General features: G+C 55.6%; 23 protein-coding genes. 7 read left to right on the top strand and 16 right to left on the bottom strand.

Annotated features, from left to right (window positions below; genetic code table 11):
- Window positions 1-5: 5 nt before the first annotated feature.
- The 11 genes from G454_RS22105 to G454_RS0110165 all read right to left on the bottom strand — a co-directional run bounded on the left by G454_RS22105 (window position 6) and on the right by G454_RS0110165 (window position 7270).
- On the bottom strand, window positions 6-170 hold the full coding sequence (locus G454_RS22105) for a helix-turn-helix domain-containing protein (protein WP_211230048.1): 165 nt from the start codon (window positions 168-170) through the stop codon (window positions 6-8).
- 20 nt (window positions 171-190) lie between these two features.
- Complete coding sequence (locus tag G454_RS22995) at window positions 191-322, bottom strand: hypothetical protein (protein ID WP_483782832.1); 132 nt, start codon at window positions 320-322, stop codon at window positions 191-193.
- On the bottom strand, window positions 319-612 hold the full coding sequence (locus G454_RS22100) for a sigma 54-interacting transcriptional regulator (protein ID WP_211230047.1): 294 nt from the start codon (window positions 610-612) through the stop codon (window positions 319-321). The genes G454_RS22995 and G454_RS22100 overlap by 4 nt, the downstream gene beginning before the upstream one ends.
- A 64-nt stretch (window positions 613-676) precedes the next feature.
- A complete protein-coding gene (locus G454_RS22095; RefSeq protein WP_211230046.1) occupies window positions 677-853 on the bottom strand; it encodes a hypothetical protein in 177 nt (58 codons plus the stop codon).
- Window positions 854-949: 96 nt separating this feature from the next.
- Window positions 950-1096, bottom strand: a complete 147-nt coding sequence (locus G454_RS22720; protein ID WP_342669569.1) for a hypothetical protein — start codon at window positions 1094-1096, stop codon at window positions 950-952.
- Between the two features lie 52 nt (window positions 1097-1148).
- Complete coding sequence (locus tag G454_RS22085; protein WP_281168461.1) at window positions 1149-1478, bottom strand: acetate uptake transporter; 330 nt, start codon at window positions 1476-1478, stop codon at window positions 1149-1151.
- A gap of 130 nt (window positions 1479-1608) precedes the next feature.
- Window positions 1609-3567 (bottom strand): acetate--CoA ligase, encoded by a 1959-nt coding sequence (locus G454_RS0110185; protein WP_035107600.1) that lies wholly within the window; start codon window positions 3565-3567, stop codon window positions 1609-1611.
- Between the two features lie 363 nt (window positions 3568-3930).
- The gene (locus tag G454_RS20925) at window positions 3931-4536 is read right to left on the bottom strand and encodes a class I SAM-dependent methyltransferase (protein WP_084413420.1); all 606 of its coding nucleotides are present in this window, start codon (window positions 4534-4536) and stop codon (window positions 3931-3933) included.
- Between the two features lie 52 nt (window positions 4537-4588).
- Window positions 4589-5341 carry a hypothetical protein gene (locus tag G454_RS0110180; protein ID WP_027718545.1) on the bottom strand — a complete coding sequence of 251 codons (753 nt, stop codon included), beginning with the start codon at window positions 5339-5341 and terminating at the stop codon, window positions 4589-4591.
- Window positions 5342-5938: 597 nt separating this feature from the next.
- Entirely contained in the window at window positions 5939-6433 is a 495-nt protein-coding gene (locus tag G454_RS0110170; RefSeq protein WP_027718544.1) for a DUF6385 domain-containing protein, read from the bottom strand.
- Between the two features lie 75 nt (window positions 6434-6508).
- The gene (locus tag G454_RS0110165) at window positions 6509-7270 is read right to left on the bottom strand and encodes a DUF6385 domain-containing protein (RefSeq protein WP_027718543.1); all 762 of its coding nucleotides are present in this window, start codon (window positions 7268-7270) and stop codon (window positions 6509-6511) included.
- A 147-nt stretch (window positions 7271-7417) separates the two neighbouring features.
- Here G454_RS0110165 and G454_RS18675 point away from each other — a divergent pair, with 147 nt between their 5' ends.
- Genes G454_RS18675 through G454_RS0110150 form a run of 3 tightly spaced genes read left to right on the top strand, consistent with a single transcriptional unit; the run spans window position 7418 to window position 12731 of the window.
- The gene (locus G454_RS18675; RefSeq protein WP_211230045.1) at window positions 7418-9361 is read left to right on the top strand and encodes a glycosyltransferase; all 1944 of its coding nucleotides are present in this window, start codon (window positions 7418-7420) and stop codon (window positions 9359-9361) included.
- A gap of 14 nt (window positions 9362-9375) precedes the next feature.
- The gene (locus G454_RS0110155; RefSeq protein WP_027718542.1) at window positions 9376-11133 is read left to right on the top strand and encodes a glycosyltransferase; all 1758 of its coding nucleotides are present in this window, start codon (window positions 9376-9378) and stop codon (window positions 11131-11133) included.
- Between the two features lie 35 nt (window positions 11134-11168).
- Complete coding sequence (locus G454_RS0110150) at window positions 11169-12731, top strand: glycosyltransferase family 2 protein (RefSeq protein ID WP_211230044.1); 1563 nt, start codon at window positions 11169-11171, stop codon at window positions 12729-12731.
- 264 nt (window positions 12732-12995) lie between these two features.
- Here the strand turns inward: G454_RS0110150 and G454_RS22080 are convergent, their stop codons facing one another.
- Window positions 12996-13193 (bottom strand): hypothetical protein, encoded by a 198-nt coding sequence (locus G454_RS22080; RefSeq protein ID WP_211230043.1) that lies wholly within the window; start codon window positions 13191-13193, stop codon window positions 12996-12998.
- 26 nt (window positions 13194-13219) lie between these two features.
- Here G454_RS22080 and G454_RS0110140 point away from each other — a divergent pair, with 26 nt between their 5' ends.
- Window positions 13220-15295: an acetate--CoA ligase family protein gene (locus G454_RS0110140; protein ID WP_211230042.1), complete on the top strand. Its 2076-nt coding sequence runs from the start codon at window positions 13220-13222 to the stop codon at window positions 15293-15295.
- Window positions 15296-15311: 16 nt separating this feature from the next.
- On the opposite strand, the gene G454_RS0110135 is transcribed toward G454_RS0110140, so the two are convergent.
- The 4 genes from G454_RS0110135 to G454_RS0110120 all read right to left on the bottom strand — a co-directional run bounded on the left by G454_RS0110135 (window position 15312) and on the right by G454_RS0110120 (window position 19195).
- Window positions 15312-16742 (bottom strand): aldehyde dehydrogenase family protein, encoded by a 1431-nt coding sequence (locus G454_RS0110135; protein WP_027718538.1) that lies wholly within the window; start codon window positions 16740-16742, stop codon window positions 15312-15314.
- 101 nt (window positions 16743-16843) lie between these two features.
- Window positions 16844-18073, bottom strand: a complete 1230-nt coding sequence (locus G454_RS18670) for an MFS transporter (protein WP_051276208.1) — start codon at window positions 18071-18073, stop codon at window positions 16844-16846.
- Window positions 18074-18164: 91 nt separating this feature from the next.
- Window positions 18165-18647: a CBS domain-containing protein gene (locus G454_RS0110125; RefSeq protein WP_027718537.1), complete on the bottom strand. Its 483-nt coding sequence runs from the start codon at window positions 18645-18647 to the stop codon at window positions 18165-18167.
- Window positions 18648-18691: 44 nt separating this feature from the next.
- Window positions 18692-19195 carry a CBS domain-containing protein gene (locus G454_RS0110120; protein WP_027718536.1) on the bottom strand — a complete coding sequence of 168 codons (504 nt, stop codon included), beginning with the start codon at window positions 19193-19195 and terminating at the stop codon, window positions 18692-18694.
- 280 nt (window positions 19196-19475) lie between these two features.
- Between G454_RS0110120 and atoS the strand changes: the two genes are divergently transcribed.
- The 3 genes from atoS to G454_RS18665 form a co-directional block, all read left to right on the top strand.
- The gene (gene atoS, locus G454_RS0110115; RefSeq protein ID WP_051276206.1) at window positions 19476-21338 is read left to right on the top strand and encodes a two-component system sensor histidine kinase AtoS; all 1863 of its coding nucleotides are present in this window, start codon (window positions 19476-19478) and stop codon (window positions 21336-21338) included.
- Window positions 21328-21609 carry a response regulator gene (locus tag G454_RS0110110; protein WP_211230041.1) on the top strand — a complete coding sequence of 94 codons (282 nt, stop codon included), beginning with the start codon at window positions 21328-21330 and terminating at the stop codon, window positions 21607-21609. The genes atoS and G454_RS0110110 overlap by 11 nt, the downstream gene beginning before the upstream one ends.
- Before the next feature lie 144 nt (window positions 21610-21753).
- Window positions 21754-22048: transposase (locus tag G454_RS18665; RefSeq protein WP_169719342.1), on the top strand; the 295-nt coding region annotated here is incomplete at its 3' end.

Below are 22048 nucleotides of genomic sequence, written 5' to 3'. Positions count from 1 at the left end.
TCACCCTACCTCGTGACAAAAATCTTGCAGGTCATTCCGCTCAGGCGGTACTTCTTTAACTTGTTGTAAAGAGTGGAGAGGGATATATTCAACGCTTCCGCAGCCTTAACCTTTCCCGAGCCACTGGTTCCGTACTTGGCCAGCGCCTTTGCAATTAGCAACCGCTCCATCGTTTCATGGCACTATTTCTCTACTTTAGTTCCCAACCCTGTTCCCAACCGTAACTGACATTGGTTATGTAGGGGCTAAAATGTTTTCCGGTCAACACTTCTTCGTCAGTCGTGATCACAACCCTTTCGAGAACGTTTTCCAGCTCTCTCACATTGCCGGGCCAATCGTAACTAAAAAGCAGCTCTTCCGCGCCTGGTTATGCCCTTGACTTTTTTGCCCAATTTCCGGTTGAGCTTGGCGATAAAGTTGCCTACCAGCACAGGTAGGTCCTCCTTGCGCAGCCTGAGAGGAGATATGGTAATCTTCACCACGCCGAGGCGGTAATAAAAATTTACCCTGGCGAACCAGTTCTTTCAGGTCGCGGTTTGTGGCGGCAATTACCCTTACGTCTACTTTTACAGTGCGGTTACCGCCAATTCTTTCAAATTCCGTATCCTGCAATACCCGCAGGAGATCGGCCAGCTGGATGCAGCGGCGCAGCTCATTACTGCTTCCCAGGATGTCCCTAAAGGTATACTATCCCCCGTGCACCGGCCACCTCAATGGCTTCCTGCACCGAGTTTAAAATTGCCTCCAGTTCACCCTTGATGCGGCGGGCCTCGAGGAGCTTTTCCCTCTCCGCAAGTAAGGCCTGCACCAGCTGCAGCGCCGGCCCTTCGATGACGGCTACATGAGGAGGCATAGCATCCCTCCCTCTGCATAAATTTTCGCCTGCGGTAAAAAGGGGGCCTGGCCAGCACTTCCAACCGACCAGGCCCCCGGGGCTTTAAGCCAGCGTCTATTTCCTGCGGCCCACCGGCAAGACTTCCTGCTTACACACAGTGTTGAGGATGCCGGCGGCAGAGGCGTACCAGGCAGCCAGGGCCGTTATAATGCCCAGGTAACCGCCCCATACGTACGCGGTATGGCTGCCTGCAGCGCCAATGTCCAGGAGAATAAAGGTGACGATGAGCAGGGTGAAGATCGCGGCCAGGGCCTTATTGGTGGCAAAGCTGCCTATTCACATGTAAAAGGTAAAGATGGTCCATGCCACCAGGAACATCAGCACCCCCTCGGGGGGCACGGTAAAGACTTTTTAGGAGGCTCAGCAACTCCATGATGCCAAAGGCCACCCAGAAGCCACCGTAAGAGGAGAGGGCGGTGGCTCCAAAAACGTTGTTCTTCTTAAACTCCCACATGCCCGCCAGTATCTGCACGGTGCCGCCGTAGACGAGGGCCAGGGCAATGACCACGCCCAGCGACTGCTTCGACACTATCCCCGCGTTTATGAGGCTGAGGCAAAAAGTGGTGAGGGCAAAGCAGGCCAGCCCCAGCGATCCCGGATCGGCAATTGCCTCTTTGATTTCAAATTTTCTCCTCCGCCATGACCTGCCCTCCCCTTTTTTCTAAAAAGCTTACCGGACCTCTTTACTCTTGCGGGGAAAAGGGCGCCAATTTTCAGCTCGTGGCCTGCATCTTTTTAATAGCCTCGCGGATTTCGTCCACGGAGGCCTCTTCTTCGATGGTGGAGAGGTCGCCCAGCTCTTTTTTCAGCCAGAGGGCCTTCATCACGCGGCGCATGATTTTGCCGCTGCGGGTCTTGGGCAGGGTGTTGACAAACTCGATGTCGCGAATGACCACAATGGGCCCCATGGTGTTCCTCACATGGGCAATTAATTCCTTCTTCAGCTCCTCGCTCGGCCGGTAGCCCTGTTTCAGCACCACGAAGGCGCAGGCCACTTCGCCTCTAAGCTCGTCCGGCACGCCGGAAACGCCTGCCTCCACCACCGCGGGGTGGGAGATGAGGGCGTTTTCCACCTCGATGGTGCCTATGCGGTGGGCGGCAATTTTAATGACCTCGTCGGAGCGCCCGGCAAACCAGATGTAGCCGTCCTCGTCCCAGGAAGCGGCATCGCCACAGCAGTACTTGCCCTGCGTACCGGGGTAACGCTCCCAGTATTGGTATTTGTAGCCTTCGGGGTCGCCCCAGAGGGTGGAGGTGAGCCCCGGGAAGGGACGGGTTATGACCACGATCCCCTTCTGCCCGGGCGGCACGGGCTTGCCGTCTTTCTCGTCGACAATCTCGGCCACCACGCCCGGAACGGGAATGCCCGCCGAACCCGGCTTAATGGGGATCATGCCCAGCCCGTAGGGGTTGGCGAAGATGGGGCCAGAGGTTTCCGTCTGCCACATGTGGTCGATAACCGGGATGCGGTTTTCAAAGACCTCTTCCTGCAGCCAGCTCCACGCCGCAGGGTTTAAAACCTCCCCGGCGCAGAAGACACGCTCCACCGAGGTGAGGTCGTGCTTTTTGGCCTGCTCCGTGCCCAGGCGCATGAGGCCCCTCACGCCGGTGGGGGAAAGCCACATGGCGGTCACGCGGTTGCGGGCGGCAATTTCCCACCACATGTCAGGCCGCGGGTAGTCGGGCGTGCCCTCATAGAGAATGGAGGTGGCTCCCGCCAGGAGGGGGCCGTAGACGTTGTAGCTGTGGCCGACAATCCACCCGATGTCGGAGGTGCAAAACCACACGTCGGTTTCCTTGAGGCCGTAAATCCACTTGGCCATGGAGTACACGTAAATCTGGTAGCCGCCGTGCTTTTGGACGGTGACCTTGGGCTTGGCCGTGGTGCCGGAAGTGGGAAGCAGGAAGAGCACCTCGTTGGACTCCACGGGGACGACGTCGGAACTCTGCCCCTGCGCCAGAGCCAGGAAATCTTCCCAGAAGATGTCCCGCCCCTCCTTCATGGGGGGAGCTTTTTCCCTGTTCTTCCGCAGCACCACCACCTTCTCCACCAGGCCTTCGGGACACTTGGAGAGGGCCTCGTCAATTACGGGCTTTAAAGGAACCGGCTTGCCCCGCCTGGAGCCTTCGTCCTGGGTAAAGATGTACCTGGCGCCGGTGACCTGCAGGCGGTCGGCCACGGCCATGGCCGAGAAGCCGGCAAAGATAACCACGTGGATGGCCCCAATGCGCGCGCAGGCCAGCATGACCGCCACAGACTCAATGCCCATGGGCATGTACACGGCCACGCGGTCGCCCTTTTGCACCCCCATGCCCCGCAGGGCGGCGGCATACCGCTTCACCAGCGAGAGAAGCTGGCCATAAGTGATTACCCTTACCTCGCCCGTTTCGCCCGACTCGGCAATTAACGCCGCCTTTCCGGCCAGCCCTCTTTTCACCTTGTAGTCCAGGCAGTTGTAGCAGATATTGGTGAGGCCGCCGGAAAACCACTCAAAGGTGGGGTAGTCCCAGGTAAACACCTTGTCCCACTTTTTAAACCAGTAAATGTCCGGGGAGGCTTTTTGCGCCGCTTCCTCCCAGAAACCCTCCGGGTCGCGGGCGGCCCAGTCCATAAAAGCCTTCACCTGCGGGGGAATAACCCCCGTTCCTCTCCCTTTCTCTCTCGCTTCCATAATTCCCGTACCCTCCTTTTGCCGGTTTCAATTATGCTTCCTAACGCTTATGCTTTTATTGAAATAGTATTGTGACTGTTTTCGCATTGTAAATGACTTTCCGGTCAAATGCTTTATTGCCTTACCGAATGGTAATATTTTAGGTACGAAAGGTTAAACAGGAAACATAAGCGGTTTATACCTCAAGGAGATAAAAATCAACCTCTAACGGACAAAAAAAGGCACCGAGTGGTTTTCCGTCCCATGAACCAATAAATATAGCGACCGAGAAGTAAGACCGGTCGCCAGCTGTAGGTGGCCGACATAAGAAGTCCCGGAGGTGGCGGAGGCGTAGAGTTGGGATGTGGCCATATGGCAGGGCACTTATACAAAACGCCTCTTACGCATCAGGCAAACCCAGGCCCGGGGAGGGTTTGGGCGGTTAGATCCAAAATGGCCTGAAACGAGCGAAAGGATTTCAAAGTAGGGCTCTACAGAGTTAACAATATCTCTGGCAGTTCGCTGTGGTGGACCTGGACCATCACGTTGTTCATCAGCATTGCCAATAATACTCAGCCAAAGACCATCTTTTTCTAAATGGTCAGCGACATTTTTAGCGAAGATCTTCCGTTCTTCATCCGAATTTAATAAGTGAAAACAACCTCTATCAAACGCAAAGCCAAATGGCGCTCCTCCAATTTTGTTTTTAAGGAAATCGGTCACAATAAAGGTACACTTGACATTAGCTTTTGAAGCTTTCTCTATAGCCTTCTGTATGGCAATTTCCGAAGTATCAATGCCCACCACATCGAAGTTGTTTTGGGCAAGCCATATGGAGTTATCACCAGTTCCGCACCCAATATCCAGTGCTTTACAGGGTCTTATGGCCATCGTAGTCACAGTTTGAATAAGGTTAAAATCGGGTTTGCCAATATCCCAAGGAGTATCGCCTGTTTCATACCTCTTTTTATAATGTTTCTCTATCGTCATCTTGTTTTTCCCTCCTTGTTCATGCCCTGAGTGGAACTCCTATGCCTAGTTCTTAAAACTCATAGGAGTAGTACACGGCGATGCCCTTTTTCTTTGCGTATTCTTCCACCTCGGGGGAGGTGGTCATGTGAGTAACCAGCACAGGGAAAACCTCCGGAAAGACACCTCTTAGCTTGCCCAGCTTACGCCTGAGGAAGCGGTCCACATCGTCTTGGGAGAGCTGGGTTTTGCTTTCCCCGACGACCTTTACCCTGCGCCCACCCAAGGTACCGTCGCCCAGTATGTTTACCTCCAGGTAATCGCCGTTGCCCAGGAGCACATGGGCCCTCTTCAGGCGGCCTTCTACCACCAAACCGTAGTCCTGTTGCAAAAGGGCGGGCAGGGCTTTGTAAGCCTCATTTTCCAGGGTGTACCCCACAGTCATGGCCAAACCGCCCAGCTGGCGTCTGGTCTCGGCGTGCTCGGCGGCAAGCTTTTGCAGCTCTTCTTCCGTGCGCTTCTGCGCCTCGGCCAGCTCTTGCAGGGCGCGCTCGAGGCCGCCCACGCGTTCCTCCGTGCGTTTCTGGGCCTCGGCCAGCTCCTCCAGGCGTTGCTCGGTGCGCTTTTGTGCTTCGGCAAGCTCCTCGATGCGCTGTTCGGTGCGCTTTTGCGCTTCGGCCAGCTCTTTGACCACCTGCTTTAGCTCGGCAAAATCGCCGGCCTTTACCAGCTCATTGGCCAGGTCCACCAGCTCCAAGAGCACCTGGGCCTGTTTTTCGGGGAAGACCTCTTGGAGCTTTTTTTTAATTTCCGGCAGGGCAGCCACGTTCTGGCACCCTTAAGCAAACTTGTTTGCTTAAGAGTATACCACAGAAAAGCATAAAAGTGCGATAGTAGTACCGCTTTTTTACAGGGCGAAAAGCCGCCTGCTGCAAGGCTTTCCGCCTCTGGGGAAAAGCAAGCGTGTATCTAGTTTTTGGTCCTCTCCCGCCCCAACCGGGCCTCGTACACCCTGGGTGGCAGGGGGATGTCGAGGGCCTCGAAAATGCCGCATACAGCTGCGGTAGGTGAAGTGGTGACCAGCATACTTTCCCTGCCGGCTCAGGCGCTCTTCAGCAGACGTCGCAAACGTCGATGCCGAAGCACTGCCAGAGTAGCTTCTTGTAACAATCTCTTTCCTTAAGCTTTCCGGATGGCTTGGTAAAGGTTGATTTTGTAGGAGTTTTTTTACAAATATTTGGTCATTAGCCACTCCGCAATTTTGTTCTTGCCAGCCGGCCAGTGAACCTTTCCAAAACATCAACCATCCGGCGGGCAATTGCTCCCTGTTTTTCCTTTCTCTGGCTCCTGCCTGCCAATAAGTTAACAGGCCTGTAAATATGGTGCCAACAATAATTAACTTTGGGAAGTAACTCAGCCCCCTTTAACTTTGCCCCTGAAACCACACATCGAGAAAAGAAGACAGGCCTGGTACCAGGTTACGGAACCTTATGCGCGCGTAGCGCAGGAAATACTGGGGAACAAGGAGTTGTTTCTCTCCGGGAGCAAGCACGTAAGGGAGCTCTTCAAAGGAGTTCCAGGTAGCACCGTCCGGGCTCATCTCTAGCTGAACCATTACCGGGTGGGACCCTTTGTTATGAACAAAAAAAGAAAAGGTACGCAGGCGCGATACGTCGGCGGTGGTGCTGAAGCCGTCCTCATCACGCGTAATCAGGTAGCGGTCCAGAAAGCTCCGGTACACCGGCAGGGTACACCCGGTCCCGCCCTGTGGGGGCGATAATTCTCTCTTGAAAAAGAAAACGGCAAGGATGCCGAACGTTCCCAGTAAGCATGTGAGGAAGGCCCCCGCCAAACCACAGGCTAGCACCGCCCGGTACAGGTCCTCCTCACCGTTTTTTCCCCGGTTTTCTCCGGCCATAAATCCCTACCTCCAGGCTTGTTCTCGCCAGTAAAACGGCCCGCGCCCCGGCAAAGGGCGCGGTTCCTATTCTTCTTAGCTTTGTGCCTGGAAGTAAATGTTTAAAGTTACCGTGCTGGCTGCGTCCACGGCAGCGTAGAAGACCCTGGCGTAGCGCAGGAAGATGGACGATACCAGGGCGGTTAGTTCGCCGTCATTTAACGTGACCACGCTGCCCTCATCCATCCAGTTTGTCCCATCTGGGCTGATCTGCAACTTAACGGTGGCCGGGGCAATGGTTGTGGAAGCATTGACCACCGCAAAGCTCCAGGTTCTGTAACCCAGCACGTCGCGGGCAGTGCTCGGCAGGCCGGTAGTATTATTGGTAGCCACCTGTTCGGATATGTCGGCAGTGACCAGATTGGTTAAAACAGCCAGGCCCGTACTGGTGATCAGCAAACCGCCAGAGGGCGGTGTGATGGCCAGGCCCGTCGCCGGCGCCGTCACCAAAAGCCCGTTTGCCGGCGCCGTTACCGCCAGGCCCGTGCTGGTGATTAACAGGCCGTCCGCCGGGGGCGTAATGCTCAACCCTGCCGCCGTCACCAAAAGCCCGCTTGCCGGTGCTGTCACCGCCAAACCCGTGCTCGTGATCAGCAGGCCGTCCGCGGGCGGTGTGATGGCCAGGCCCGTCGCCGGCGCCGTCACTAAAAGCCCGTTTGCCGGCGCCGTTACCGCCAAACCCGTGCTGGTAATGCCCAGGTTGCCGATGGCATCGGTGTTGAGGGCTACATTCTGGTTGCCGAAAATCTTAATCCGCGCTTTATCGGGATTATCCTGGAAAATCTTAAAGTTTGGCATCTTTTGACCCCCACGTTCTGGAATTTATTGCGTTTTATAACAGACTATTCCTACACCAAGTGGAAGGTTACAGTCATCGTGCATATACTGGCCAAAAAAGCAAATAACAGGCAGGGGAACTTTATGGCCCCCAGGATCAGCCTTTGTATGATTGTAAAAAACGAGGAGAAAAACCTCCGCCGCTGCTTGGGCAGCGCAATCGGAGCCGTGGACGAAATCATCGTCGTAGATACCGGTTCCACAGATAACACCGTAAGGGTCGCCACAGAGTTCGGCGCGCAGGTATACTTTTTCCCCTGGAACGGTAACTTCAGCGATGCTCGCAACGCCTCCCTGGAGCGGGCCACCGGGGAATGGATACTGGTACTGGATGCCGACGAGGAGCTAACCGCAGAGGGCCGGGAGGTACTGCGCCGGGTCGTGCAGGAGGGTTGTGCGGATGGTGTGGAGGGCTACTTTGTGAAAATCATCAACTACCTGGGTGAGGAAGGCTGGGTAGAAACATGTCCGGACCTGGTCTTTCGCCTTTTCAAAAACCGCAGCGACTACCGCTTCCGCGGCGCCGTCCACGAGCAAATTGCAGATGTCATCCTGGAGAAAAACCCTAGGGCCAGGTATAAGGTGGCGGAAAGTCTCACCATTCTCCACTACGGCTACCTGGAGGAAAAAGTTCAAGAAAAGGATAAGAAAAACCGCAACCTGTCCATCATCCGGCAGGAAGTGGAGCAGAACCCGAAAAACCGCCTGCTGCGCTACCACTATGGTGTGGAGCTTTTCCGAATTGGAAGACATGAGGAAGCGGCGGCGGAACTGCTCCGGGCAGCAGAAGGTGCAGACCCCGGAGCCGTTTACCTGCCCAAGCTCTACCGCTATCTTGCCCTGGCCTATCAAGCTGCCGGGCGTTACCCGGAGGCTCTCCAGGCAATCCAAAAGGGCATCGATCTCTTCCCCGATTATGCGGATCTGTACTACTACGGCGGTCTTGTCTGCCTGCAAACAAAGCGCTATGCGCGCGCCTACGAGCTTTTTAACCGCGCCCTTTCCCTGCCCGAGCCCCCCGTCTATTACGCTCCTTTTGCCGGAACGCGGGGTTTCCGCAGTTACTTTCACCTGGGGCAGCTAGCAGAGGCCTTTTTAAACGAAGAGGAGGCCATGCGCTATTACATCCTGAGCCTGCGGGATAATCCGTCTTTCACGCCCGCCCTGGAAAGCATTGCCCGCTTGCTCCGCCCCCAGGAGGATCCCGCCTATGCAAAGAGGTGTTTGGAAACCCTCTGTGATTTCTGCACCCCCGAGGCCAACCTCCTTATCGGCCAGATCCTCTTCCGGCTGGGCGCCTTTCGCCTGGCCCTGGAATACCTGGAAAAGGGAACAAAGGGGCAGCAGGTCAAACCGGAGGTCCTCCTCTGGAAGGCTATCTGCCTCATGCAGCAGGAGCGCTTCCTTGAAGCCCTGCGCCTCCTGGACGGCTTTGGCCCTGGCCACCGCCTGTACGCGCTGGCCCAGCTGAACAAGCTCCTGTGTTTTTGGTTCCAGGGAAACCGGCGCAAGGTCCGCCCCCTTGTCCGGGAGTTGCTTGCATTAGGCCTTTCTTCCCAAACTAGCGCTGTGATCAGGATTCTGGATGGCTCGCTGCACAGGCGCAAGGGGCCGCCTGTTTTTCTCGAAGAGGAGGGGATGTCCCTGCTATTGGAAATCATCATGCGCGCCCTGGACCTGGGCCGGCACGAAAGGGTGGAGGCTCTCCTGGAATGCCTCGCGGAAGAATGCCGCAGGAAATGCGCCCGCCCACTCGGCCGGCTGTTCCTCCGGTACGGGTGCCTGAACCATGCCGAGCGCTACCTTGCACTGGACCTCGAGGTAAGCGGAGAGAGCGCCGAGACCTTTTTCCTGCTGGGCGAAGTAAAAGAAGCCCGGGGCGAATACCTTGAGGCCCAGGGTTTTTACCGGCGGGCCTCGCTCCTAGAACCCGGGGAGCCGAAACATTACATCAAGCTCATGAGGTGCTATGAAAACCTGCGGAAGGGGATTCTACAAAGCATCCCGGAAGGGTATCTCGCAGCCCTTGACGCGCAGGGAAATCACGGCTAAAAAGGTGAACCAGCATGAAACCCACCATCACTCTGGCCATGATCGTCCGCAACGAAGAGGATAACCTGCCCGGCTGCCTGGAAAGTGCCCGGCACTGGGTAGATGAAATAGTCATTGTGGATACCGGCTCCGGCGACCGTACCCCGGAAATCGCCCGCCGCTACACCGCAAAAGTCTACACCTGCCCCTGGCGGGATGATTTCAGTGCCGCCCGCAACTTCGCCCTGGAGCAGGCTACCGGTAGCTGGATCCTATGCCTGGATGCCGACGAGCGTCTGGATGCCACCGGCGGGGACCTGCGGTCCCTGATTAAAAAGCATCCCCACCGTGAGGCTTTTCTCCTTCCTTTGCACAACCCCATACCGGAAATTCCCGGGAGCTATACCCGCTTTCCGGTTTTACGCCTTTTCCGTAACAAACCCGCGTACCGCTTTAGGGGGAAAATCCACGAGCAGGTAACCGTTCACTCTCCCGGTGCAGTTGGCCTTGCTCCGGCACCGGTAATCTGGCACAGGCCACTCTCCGTGCGGGAGCGCCGCCGCAAGCGGGGTCGCAACATTGCCCTCCTGCAAAGGGCGCTGGCCAAAGATCCCCTCAACCCCTTTTTGCTTTACTACCTTGGTGTGGAGTGGCTGGGGCTGGGCAAGCCCGGGTACGCCCTGCCATGCCTTGAGCGGGCCTACCGTGAAATCTCAGACGAGCACATTCTCTTCCGGGCGCCGGCAGTGCGCTACCTGGTGGCCGCCTTGAGGGGCTTGGGGAGGCTGGACGAGGCCATCTGCCTTTGCCTTAAAGAAGCCCTGCGGTACTCCGATTACACGGATCTCTTTTTTGACGGGGGAGTCGTCCTGGAAGAAAAAGGTGAATACGAGGTGGCCGTGAGGTGGTTTGAGGAGGCCGTAAACTGCGGCCAGCCGCCCTCCCACTTTGTGCACACTTGCGGGACGGATGGCTTTTTGTCCCTGTACCACCTAGGCCATTGCCTGGAGAAACTGGGCCGGCTCGAAGAGGCCGAGAAATTCTATGCCCGGGCATTGGCAGCCAACCCGGATTACCTACCGCCCCTGTACCACCTCTTCCTGCTCCTGCTTACCACAAGGGGAGCAAGGGCCGCTTACGATTACTTTAAACTTGCCGGCCATCTCCACCAACCCCGCCAGGCAACAGTATTGGCCGACCTTTTCTTTGAAGCCGGCTACTCCGGGCTTGCTCGGGCCTGCCTTAAAGAGGGCCCAGCAGCAGTCTCGGGCGAAAGTACCCGCCAGCTGGTTAAATTCTCCCTTTACTCCGGCCACACAGAGGAGGCCCTCACCCTTGCCGAGAGCCTTTTAAGCGAGAAACACGACCCGGATTTGGCCGTCGGGGAAATTTTAGGGTTGGTCGTGCAGGGCGATTACGGGCGGGCCAGGGAAAAAGCCCTTCGTCTCTGGCAGTACCGCCATGAGCGTAGCCGCGCCCTGGCCATGCTGGGGCTCATCACGCACCTAAAGGGCGGCAGGAAAACCTACCAGCCGGAAGACGCCCGCCGGCCCGAGGTCATAAAAGCACTGCTGGGCATCCTGGAGAACTGCCTGTGTCATGCACCACATGCGGGAAAATGGGGCCTAAATACGGAGGGGTGGTCACGGCTGGTAAAAGGGATAACAGGCTACCTGGCGTACTTCTCTCCTGAGGGAGCCGCTGCCCTTTGCGGCTACCTGGAGGAAAAGGCGGCGTCGGTGCGAATCTGGATGGAGCGCAGGTACGGGCCGGCCAGGGAGCTAGTTCCGTAAAACTCCGGGAATAAACGGCGCAGGGGGTGTCTCGGTTGCCTTCTATCCCTAAGATCCTCATTGCCAGTCCGGTTCGGCAAAAACCGGCCATTCTTGCCGAATTCCTCCGATCCCTGGAACAGCTAGAAACCACCGGCCTCCAGGTGGACTTCGCCTTCATAGACGACAACGACCATAAAGAGGCCTGTGACCTTCTCCAACGATTTGCCGCCGGCAAAAAAAACGTGATCATCCTCTCCGGAGGAGGCCCCTACCTCCCCTATTCCTGTGACGAAACCACGCACCGCTGGCGGGAGGAACTTATCTGGAGGGTGGCCGGCTTCAAAAATCGCTTTCTGGAAATGGCCAAGGAGGGGAACTACGATTACCTTTTCCTGGTAGACTCCGACCTGGTGCTGCACCCCAAAACTCTGGTTCACCTGGTAAGCCTGGGGAAGGACATCGTGGCGGAAGTCTTCTGGACCAGGTGGGAGCCCACCCTGGAGCCCATGCCCCAGGTGTGGTTAGGCGACCAGTACCGCCTTTATCACCTGGAGAGGGGAGAACTTGTCGACGAAAAAGAGGCAATCCGGCGCCAGAGGGAATTCCTGGACACACTACGAAAACCTGGTACCTATAAAGTGGGCGGCCTCGGTGCCTGCACCCTGATCAGCAGAGAAGCCCTCCTGCGAGGAGTTTCCTTTAGCGAGATATACAACCTTAGCCTGATCGGGGAGGACCGCCACTTCTGTATCCGGGCAGCCGCTCTGGGGCTGGAACTGTATGCCGATACCCACTACCCTCCCTACCACATCTACCGGGAATCGGACCTGGCAGGCCTCAAAGAATATAAGGAGCGCGTTTTTTCTCTTATACCAGGGGACGGTAAAAAAATAAAAGGGCGCGCCAGCACAATTACCCTGGCCATGCTCGTCAGGAATGAGGCCGGGAGGTACCTGGAAAGGGTGCTCCGCCATGCCGCTCGCTACATCGACCGGGCAGTGATTCTTGACGACGCCAGCGAGGACAGTACCCCGGAGGTCTGCCGGCGGGTCCTGGAGGGAATTCCCCTCACCCTCGTATCAAACCGCGAGCCCTCCTTCCACAACGAGGTAACCCTGCGCAGGCAACTCTGGGAGCTGGCCGTATCCACCCGTCCTGATTGGATTTTAATCCTCGATGCCGACGAGATATTTGAGGAGCGGGCTGTAGGCGAACTGCGCCGCCTGGCCGCCGACCCGGAGGTGGAGGTTTACTACTTTCGCCTTTTCGACATGTGGGACGAAGAGCATTACCGCGAGGATGCCTGGTGGAGGGCCCACCACTTTTACCGGCCTTTTATGGTTCGCTATGTCCCCGGTTTCCCTTACCGCTGGCTGGAAACTCCCCAGCACTGCGGGCGCTTTCCCTGCAATATTACCGAGTTAAAGGGGGCAACCAGCAGCCTCCGCATTAAACACCTGGGCTGGATGAAACCGGAAGACCGGCTGGCGAAGTATTATCGCTATAAAAAACTCGACCCTCAGGCCAGGTACGGGGTAAGGGAACAGTATCTCTCCATCCTGGACCCCAAACCCCGGCTAATTCTCTGGAAGGAAGAGGAAGAACCATCTTCGTAACCGCTACTTTAGGCTATTTAGGATGTTAAAGCGGAAGTAGCTGCAGAGCCCCAATTCCCTATAGCCACACCAACTAGAATAAGGTAAGTATTCCAGGGCACTTAGGAGAGTCTTCGGCGGTACCCTCTCATCGGCAACCGGTTATTGGTGACCTGAGCAACTGTCTGGCTTCTTTTCTGCCTCCAGGAGCCGCCTCAACAATTGATCCCGACAGGGCGCTAACCGGCCTGTTGCAGGCGCCCGGCGATCCGCGCGCGGTGATGATCAATGTTCAAGCAAGCCTTCATTCAAAGCATAATACCCGGCTTTTTTGCCGGCGCCCTGCTCCTCACCGCAGGCCTCGCCGCCTCCATCTGCCTTCCCGAACAAGAACTCAAAGCCTGCTGGGAGGAACAGCCACACCTTGTGGCAAAAAATTTGCAGTGGATTCTTGTGGGGGTGATGCGAGGGTGACTTCTCCATTTGACCTTTTTCTTAGACCCCGCTCTGTGGCTTTAATCGGCGTTACCACCCGTACGGGTGCCGAAGCGTTTAACATCCTTGAACGTATGATTGCCGAAGGCTACACAGGGCGGCTCTATCCCGTCAACCCCAGGGGAGGCGAGCTGCTGGGCGTACCGGTTTACCGCTCGGTTAGCGAAATTCCCGAAACACCGGACCTGGCAGTTATCTCCACCCCGCGCACGGCAGTTCCAACAGTAGTGAAAGAATGCCTCGGCAAAGGAATAAAAGCGCTCATCGTTATTACACAGGGCTTTGCCGACGCCGACGAAAAGGGCCGCCAAATGCAGAGAGAAATTCTCGATGCGTTAGAGGGTACAGGTGCACGCCTTATAGGTCCCAACACTATAGGGGTGGCCAATTTTTACGAAGGGCGGTTCTCCACTTCCTTTATCGACTTTTGGTGCCCCAAAGCCGATACGGCGGTGATTTGCCAGTCGGGCATCTTTTTGGTAGGGGCGGCCGACTTCACAGGCGGCCTGGGGCTGGGCATAGACATAGGCAATGCCGCGGACCTTCACTTTGCCGAGGTCCTGGAATACATGGGCCGGGACCCGCGGGTAAAGGTGCTTGCGCTGCACATGGAGGGCCTGAAAGACGGGCGGCGATTTATGAAAGCCGCCAGGCGGGTAAGCCGCCTGAAACCCGTTCTCTGCCTGAAAACCGGGCGCAGCGAGGCTGGCGCGCGTGCGGCCACCACGCACACCGGATCCCTTGCCGGAGAAGACCGGGTGTACGAGGCGGCCTTCAGGCAGTGCGGGATCATTCGCCTGCGCGACGCAGAAGAAATGAGCTACTTTACCAAGACCTTTCTCACCTATCCTTTTATGCGCGGCAGGCGCTTGGCCGTGGTGACCATTAGCGGCGGTGCGGGCATCATGGCTGCCGATGCCGCCAACGCCGCCGGCCTGGATATGGCTTCATTTGACCCGCAAACTTACACCAGGCTGGCCAACATCTTCCCCGAATGGATGGAGGTCCATAACCCCCTCGATATATGGCCGGCGGCGATGACGCGAGGCTACAGGGAAGTAGCGAAAATCGCCCTGGAAGCGGTGCTTAGTGACCCCCATGTGGACGCCGTTCTTTTCATCACCCCGGCCTACCAGGACCTCGCCGAAACACCCCACCTGGATGTTACCGATATCGTCAACCACCTAGCGGCCAGCCACCCGGATAAGCCCTTGGCCCTGTGGGTCATTGGCAGCTACCGCCGGGAATTTGCCGCCAAAGCGGAGAGAGAAAACCGGGTGGTAGTTTACCCGTCCCCGGAAAAAGCTGCATCTTCCCTCGCAGCACTATACCGCTACCACCAGGAAATTAAAAACAGCCCCTCCCTTCCTGCGCCGGAATTTGCCGACGCAGAAGAAGAGACCATCGAGGCCCTGCTCGGCAGGGCCGGAGAAGAAGCCTCCGGTATCTTAAACGAGGAAGCCCTGGACATTTTAAAAGCGTGCGGTATACCTGTCCTGCCCTACCGCCGCGCCTCCAGCCCCGAGGAGGCAGTGAGGGCGGCACGGGAATTGGGTTACCCGGTAGCGGTAAAAATTTCTAGTCCCCACATCACCCATAAAACGGACGTCGGCGGTGTAAAGCTGGGGTTAACGGACGACAGGAGCGTAGAGGAGGCTTTTCACCATGTGGTTAATGCAGCGCTCGCGTGCAAGCCGGAAGCAAAGGTCTCCGGGGTGATCGTGCAGCCCTACCGCCCCGGGGGTGCGGAGGTGCTCCTGGGCTGCCGGCAGGACCCGGTATTTGGTCCCGTGGTGGTTTTCGGCCTGGGGGGCATTTATGCGGAGCTATTCCAGGACGTTTCCTTTGGCATAGCCCCCTTGAGCCGCGAGGAAGCGCTGGCTATGCTGAAGGAAACAAAAGCCTATCGGCTCCTGCAGGGCTTCCGGGGCCAGCCGCCGGCCAATATGGAAGCGCTCCTGGACTGCCTCCTGCGCTTGGGGTGGCTTGCCGACCGCTGGCCGCAGATAAAGGAGATGGATATTAACCCCCTGCTGGTGAGCGCTACAGGAGTGGTGGCCGTGGATGCGCGCATGATCGTCCAAAGGTAGGTTAGTCAAGCAAGGGCTAACTTAAGTGGATTCGCTTTACATAGGTGACCTCTTCGATTTTGTGCGTAGCGCCGTAAAGACCGCTGTCCCCAACGCCCCCAACGGGGAGATGCACATCCCCGTACAGGGGGCTTTCGTTTATGATAATTCGCCCTGCACGCAGTTGCCGCGCAATCTCCAGGGCCGCCTCAGTAGGGCCGAAAACGGCCGCTCCCAGGCCGTAAGAGGTGTCGTTGGCCAACCGCACTGCCTCCTCCGGGGTGTCAAACACCACCAGGGAACGTACCGGGGCAAAGCTTTCTTCCCGCCACAAAAGGGGTCTGGAGTTGCCGTGCAGCAAAACTTCTTTGGGAAACTCCACTAAAGTCGGGTAAAAGAAAGGCCCCTCTACCCTGCCTCCGACCAGCACCTTCCCGCCTTCCTCCTCTGCCGCGCGCAAGCCTTTTAAGGCCAGTTCCAGCGCCTCACGGCGCGCCAGGGGCCCGATGTCGGTTTCCGGGTCCGCCGGGTCGCCCACCTTGAGCCTGCCGATGGCTTCCACCAGCCTGCTGCGGAAGTCCCCGGCAACTTCTCTGGCCACAATAAACCTTTTGGCGGAAATGCAGAGCTGGCCGGCATTTCCGTAACCGCCCAGGACCGCCGCCTCCACCGCTTTTTCCAGGTCGGCGCCCTCCAAAACAATAAAGGGGTCGTTCCCGGCCAGCTCCGGCACAAACTTGGTCATCTTTCCGGCTATCACCGGCAGCCCGGACTCCACGTGCCTGGTTCCGGCCAGGTAACGACCCATCTTTACGACGGCGTCCTTACCCACAGAGCTGTTGGAGTAGGTGATGAAAACGTCCACCAGTGGGTTTTCCACGAATTCGGCGGCCGCCTTTTCCCCCGGGCAGGTGGAGAACTGCACAGCATCCGGCGGGCAGCCCTCTTCCCTCACCAGTTCCACCAGCCTTCTCGTCGGCCCCGGCGTTAAGGCAGAGGGCTTTTGAATGACCGCATTGCCCGCCCCCAGGGCCGAAAAAGCGGTGTAGAAAGGCACTACGAGAGGAGTATTGCGCGGGGTAATCACGGCTACCACCCCGTAAGGTTCTCGCATGAGAATGTTTTTTCCCTGGGCGGCGGGAATTTCCCGCGGGGCTATCAGGTCCAGGATCTGGTCGAAGTGCCTGGCAAGGCTTACCGTGCGCTCCACTTCCCACTGCGCAAACTTGCGTGGCTGGCCGGCCTGTTTGATCAGCAGCTCCGCAAAATATTCCCTCTCCTGAGCAATGCGCTCCCCGACCCGGCGCACGAGATCCTTGCGCCACGCGAGGGAAGTCTGGCGAATACTCTCTTTGGCTAGGTAAGCTCTCTCGATTTTTTCCCGCAGGTCCTCCCTGGTATCCAGCGGCAGCCGCTCCACCACTGCTCCGGTATACTTGTCCGTTACTTCTAAAATCTCTAGAGCCATAATATCCGCACCCCCTGGCAAAGCGTGGCCTTGTGCTTTCCTTTGAGCAGGACATGGCGCTTACGCCACCACCGCACAATTTTCTGGGCGGAAAGATACTTTCATTTCCTCAGCGGGAAGGCCATTTTTCTCCCAGAAAAATAAACCCAAACAGTGACCAGCACAATAACAGCGATAATGGAAAAACCGCCTGCCCGCAATACAAATGGCACTCCAGCTTTGGCCGCAATTGCCCCCGCAGGAAATGCCCCCAGCGGGTTCAAACCCATGTGCAGCATGGTATATATGCTCACTACCCTGCCGCGAACTTGTGGAGCCGCAGTGGTTTGCAAGAGGGTATTTGTTGTGGCCATAGCCATGGTTTGACTGCTGCCCGTAAGTATTAAAATGAGGCAAGCAAGGTAAAACACTTTTGTCCAACCAAGACAGATCAGTGTCAGGGCAAAAAATACTGACGAGACTATTACCAGCCACTCCAACCGCATCAGAGAACCGATACTTGTCAAAATAAGCGAGCCGGCAATTGTTCCCATACCTGGGGCTGCCATTAACAGCCCCAGTTCCTGCGGTCCCACCCGCAAAACATCTTTAGCAAAGGCAGGCATCATTTGTACGTACGGCCGACCCAAAAAACTTATGGAGGAAATGAGCAACAGGGAAGCTATCATAGAGCGGTTACGCCGCAATTCGGTAATACCCTCACATATATCCCTCCAAAGCCCGTGGCTTTGCCGCCTCCCTCCCTTCCCTCCTGTTATCTTCATGGAGTATAGAGCACCAATTACTGCTGTAAAACTCAGCCCGTTAAGAAAGAAGCAACCCGGCGCACCAATAGTCGCAAGGATATATCCTCCAACAGAAGGACCGAGCACGGCTGCCCCGTTAAAGGCTATGGAGTTAAGGGCAATAGCATTTAGCAGGTCTTCGCGTCCGACCAGATCCGAAATCATGGCCTGGCGAGTCGGCTGGTCAAAAGACATCACCGCGCTGTTTGCAAAGCTAACCAGCAAGATATGCCACACTTTGATAACGTGAAGCTCGGCAAGTATTCCCAACAAGAAGGCAAGGCACATGGAGGCCGTTTGTGTTACATATAGAAGCTGTTTCTTGTTAAATCGATCCGCAGCCACGCCTCCAAAAGGAGAAAAAATAAATCGCGGTATCGCTTGCATGAGACCGGCCAGACCCAAGTAAAAGGCCGAGCCGCTGATTTCATAAATCAGCCAGCTCTGGGCCACCATTTGCATCCAGGTACCGGCATTTGATACTAACATGCCTGCCCATAGGAGCCTGTAGTCCCTGTATTTAAAGGAGCGCAAAGCTGTAGCCATCCTGTCGTCTCCTTCTGATGCCTCATGCAGTTGTTGCCATAAGCGTGTCAACCCCAAAGGCTTTTCCAGGAGGGCAAAGGGCCGCTGTCTCTCACCTTGGCGGTTCCATCAGCTCGGCAAGCACGTCCAAAATGTCAATGGTCCTCACTATACCAATTACCCTTTTGTTTTCGTCGAGAACGGGGACATGATTTACCTGACTGGAGAGGATAACTCTGGCCACTTCGGGAAGGGGGGTGTCCTGTTCAACGAATACCTCCCGCACAGGCCGCATTATTTTCCCAACCCTGACATCTTTTAAGCGCTCTTTTTCGAGCCGGATGAAAAAGGTACCCCAGCTGTCAGCCGTTTCAAGGTCCTCGTCAAGGCCATAAATGCTCAAGGCGTTTAGGAGGGTGCGTGTGGTAAGAAACCCCACCAGATTTCCTTCCTCATCCATTACAGCAAGGGAGCGATACCCGGAAGACAGGGAACTGCGCAGCACTTTTATGGCGTGCCTCAGGTTATCGTGAATGCTAACGGATGCGTAGCGCCCAATGGGCACCATAATATCTTTAGCTCTTCTTTCCGGCATGAAGCATTCCCCTTCCCAGGAGTAATTTTTTGCACCTGACAGGCTCAGCTCCCCAGAAACTCGTCGATGACATCTAGAAGGTCAATGGAGCGAACAATCCCCACGACTCTATGCTCTTTATCGAGCACCGGAATGTGGTTAACCCTATTCAAAAGAATGACCCTGGCCACCTCCGTAAGCGAGGTGTCTTCATGAACAAAAATTTTTTCTACCGGCCTCATGACGTCCCTAACCTTTGCCCCGGCAATTTTTTCGATCTTGTTCTTAAGGAAAAGGCGTGCCCAGAAACTTACCGAGGGTAAATGCCGGCCGCCCTGCAAGCTCTCTTTGTAAGCCAGGGCCTCCAGGGACTTCAAGATCGAGCGCACGGTAAGGAAGCCGGTGAGGTTTCCGTACTCGTCTAACACCGCCAGTGTACGGTGGCCTGCACTCCCGGTGTAAAGAGCCCTGTGCAGGTGAAGCAAGGCCGTCTTCAACGTATCGTTTTCCTTTACGGTGGCATACGCGTGGATGGGAACCATTATGTCTTTTGCGGTTCGGAGGTTCATTTTGCCTCCAGCACCCCCTTTTGCCGTCTTCGGAATAAATTTTGCAAGAAAACCCGCCCTTGCCAAAGTAGACCGCGTTACTATATAAGTTAAAATAAGCTCCGCGGTCTTTCCAGAGGATCGCCCTCGAGCTGAAGAAAAAGCGCGCCAAGCACCGCATTTAAAAGGCGAATTTTTCACAATCTACATTTCCCATAAGTTCCACGTCCTTGTTCGGGCACGCGGCAGCGGCAAGAGCTCTCTCGCCATCTGGCGTTTGAGATCCCGGGAGGTGTTCCCCGTGGTTTTCTTTAAGAAGAGCTTCAGTAACCAAATTATGGTTTTAACCGTTGTGCTTTTGCTTTTGCCAATTGCCATAACTTTTTATATGCTTCACGTTATCCGCAGTACGGAACAAAGCATGTTGGAAACCCACAAAAAGAACCTTACAAAGGCGGTGACCTTTTTAGACAACAGCTTCCCTTCTACCTTCGATGAAATACTCAAAAAACATCATGCAGAAGATTTAACCAGAAGAGAGAAGGTGATCCTTTTAAACCGGGAGCTAAAGCCCATTATCGACCAGGCCAAAAGAAATTACCCCGGCGTGGAACTAGGATTTTATTCCCTCTCCCTGGATGTAATTTTGGACGGCGACGAGCAAAGTTATGGAGAGAACTTTTCCAAAAGGCGGAAAGAAGCCTTTGATGAAACCATTACTAAAAACAAACCGGTAGTACAGGTTTTTGGCCTTACCCAGGGGGGGCAGATAGAAGTTTACCAGCCCCTGATCCGTAACGGCGAAGTAATCGGTTCGGTATGGGGGACGGAAAATCTCTCCACCATCTACCGCCGCATGAACCAGATAGAAGTTGATGCCTACGGTGTGATAATATTGGGGGGGTTGCTTGGCCTAGGAGGCGCTTTTACCCTCATTGCCCGACTTGTTACCACTGTAAATCAAGTAAAAGCCGGTGTGCAAAAATTAGAAAAAGACCTCACCTACGTTTTACCGCCGGCCCCTGGCGAAATAGGTGAGATCACTCAGGCCATCAACCATTTGGCGACCAAATTAATTAACGCGCAAAACTATAATGAAATAATCCTTGCCAGTATTGACGACGGCATTTTGGCCGTGGACCTAGCCGGAAATATAATCAGCCTAAACTCTTCGGCTATGCGCATCCTGGGCTTGGAAAACAGCTGTTTGGGAAAGAACATTGTGGATGTTTTCCCCACCGACTCGCCTTTTTGCCGCTTCCTGCAAGATGCCCTAAAGATGCAAGAATTGGTAAAGGATAAGGAGCTAATCTACCCCTCCAGCAACGGAAAAACGTTACACCTGCTGGTGAGCACAAATCTAATGGTCAACATACGGCAGGAAATCGTGGGTGCGGTGCTCACCTGCCGCGACATTACGGAACGCACCCTGCTAGAAGAGCAGGTACGCCGGCAGGAAAGGCTGGCTGCTCTGGGCAAGCTTGTGGCCGGTGTGGCCCATGAAATCCGCAATCCTCTTACTTCTATCAGCGGGTACATTCAATACTGGCTCAAGGACCATCTTCCAACGCCCAAATCGCTGCAAATTGTCCATAAAGAGATAAGCCGCGTTAACACCATTGTTGATAAATTATTGCAGTTTTCTCGCCCCGCCACAGCAATTTTTGGTAGCCACGACCTTAACCAACTGGTAAGAAGGACATTACAATCCTTTAAGGATGCCCATGATTGCGCTGTGGAAATAGAAGAGGACCTGGCCACCGGCCTCCCACCGGCTTACATGGATCCTGGCCAGATCGAGCAGGTTTTGTTAAACATCCTCTACAACGCTTCCCAGGCCACCTCCAATAGGGGTAAAATTAGGGTGTCCACCGCTTATGAGCCTCAAAAAGGCATGTTGGTGGTTTCGGTAGCCGACAATGGCCCTGGCATTCCGGAGGAGGTCATGCCCCACCTTTTTGAACCCTTCTTCACCACCAAGCCAAAGGGCACCGGGCTGGGATTGGCCATTGCCTACGAAATCATGCAGGCCCACGGGGGAGACATCCAAGTGGAGAGCAAAGTAGGCCAAGGGACAACGTGCCACATTTACCTGCCTTTCGTCAACCAAAATGCCGAAGCAAAGGAGGGTCAGGGGGATGCCCACAATTCTTGTGGTAGATGACGAGGAGAGCGTATGCGAGTTTTTAAGAGAAGTTTGCGAAGATGCCGGCTACAAGGTCCAGGTGGCTCTCGATGGAAAAGAAGCGCTAGCTTCGTTTAAAAAGGACCCGCCGGACACTGTCTTGCTTGACATCCGTATGCCGGAGTTAGACGGGATGCAGGTTATGGACCTTATCCACGAGTTAAACCCGCATGTACCTGTAATTCTCATGACCGCCTTTGGAACCACAGAAATGGCCATTGAGGCCATGAAAAAAGGAGCATTTGACTGAGACTGTCGCAAAACCCCCTGAAGCTCAAAACTGGCAGACTGACCTGAGCGTTTAATTCGTGAGGAAGTTTATCCTTATTTGGCAAGGAATCTCATACTTTTGTCGAACATTTCCCTCCAAAGGCCTTTTTGGGGGGTTGGACTCATGTACCGCCGCGATAGAGAACTACAGCTGGACTTTTACCACCCGGACATTGCCTGCCCGCATCTCTTCCCGGAAGGCAACTTTTACCGCGTGCTCAAGGAAAAGCTGGACCGCTGGGTAGGTGAGCTGGATTTCCAGCCGCTTTACTGCCCCGACAACGGCCGCCCGGCCGCCTCTCCCCGCGCCTTGTGCAAGGCCCTGGTGCTCCAGCACCTGTTCAACCTCTCGGACCGTCAACTGGAAGAAGCCTGCCGCTATGACCTGCGGTTTAAGTATGTGCTGGGCCTGCCCCTGG

Origin of the sequence: Desulfovirgula thermocuniculi DSM 16036 (genome assembly GCF_000429345.1) — a bacterium.
Lineage (GTDB): Bacteria > Bacillota > Desulfotomaculia > Desulfotomaculales > Desulfovirgulaceae > Desulfovirgula > Desulfovirgula thermocuniculi.
Note: the sequence above shows the minus strand (reverse complement) of the source record. Positions and strands in the feature narration are given on the sequence as shown.

Bases quoted from the DNA above. Each gene is read 5' to 3' on its own strand.
- G454_RS0110135 (WP_027718538.1), bottom strand. From the start codon at position 16,742: ATGGCTCTAGAGATTTTAGAAGTAACGGACAAGTATACCGGAGCAGTG.
- G454_RS22105 (WP_211230048.1), bottom strand. From the start codon at position 170: ATGGAGCGGTTGCTAATTGCAAAGGCGCTGGCCAAGTACGGAACCAGT.
- G454_RS0110170 (WP_027718544.1), bottom strand. From the start codon at position 6,433: ATGGCCGGAGAAAACCGGGGAAAAAACGGTGAGGAGGACCTGTACCGG.
- G454_RS0110125 (WP_027718537.1), bottom strand. From the start codon at position 18,647: ATGCCGGAAAGAAGAGCTAAAGATATTATGGTGCCCATTGGGCGCTAC.
- G454_RS22095 (WP_211230046.1), bottom strand. From the start codon at position 853: ATGCCTCCTCATGTAGCCGTCATCGAAGGGCCGGCGCTGCAGCTGGTG.
- G454_RS18675 (WP_211230045.1), top strand. From the start codon at position 7,418: ATGATTGTAAAAAACGAGGAGAAAAACCTCCGCCGCTGCTTGGGCAGC.
- G454_RS0110165 (WP_027718543.1), bottom strand. From the start codon at position 7,270: ATGCCAAACTTTAAGATTTTCCAGGATAATCCCGATAAAGCGCGGATT.
- G454_RS0110120 (WP_027718536.1), bottom strand. From the start codon at position 19,195: ATGAACCTCCGAACCGCAAAAGACATAATGGTTCCCATCCACGCGTAT.
- G454_RS20925 (WP_084413420.1), bottom strand. From the start codon at position 4,536: ATGACGATAGAGAAACATTATAAAAAGAGGTATGAAACAGGCGATACT.
- G454_RS22080 (WP_211230043.1), bottom strand. From the start codon at position 13,193: ATGGAGAAGTCACCCTCGCATCACCCCCACAAGAATCCACTGCAAATT.
- G454_RS0110155 (WP_027718542.1), top strand. From the start codon at position 9,376: ATGAAACCCACCATCACTCTGGCCATGATCGTCCGCAACGAAGAGGAT.
- G454_RS0110185 (WP_035107600.1), bottom strand. From the start codon at position 3,567: ATGGAAGCGAGAGAGAAAGGGAGAGGAACGGGGGTTATTCCCCCGCAG.
- G454_RS18670 (WP_051276208.1), bottom strand. From the start codon at position 18,073: ATGGCTACAGCTTTGCGCTCCTTTAAATACAGGGACTACAGGCTCCTA.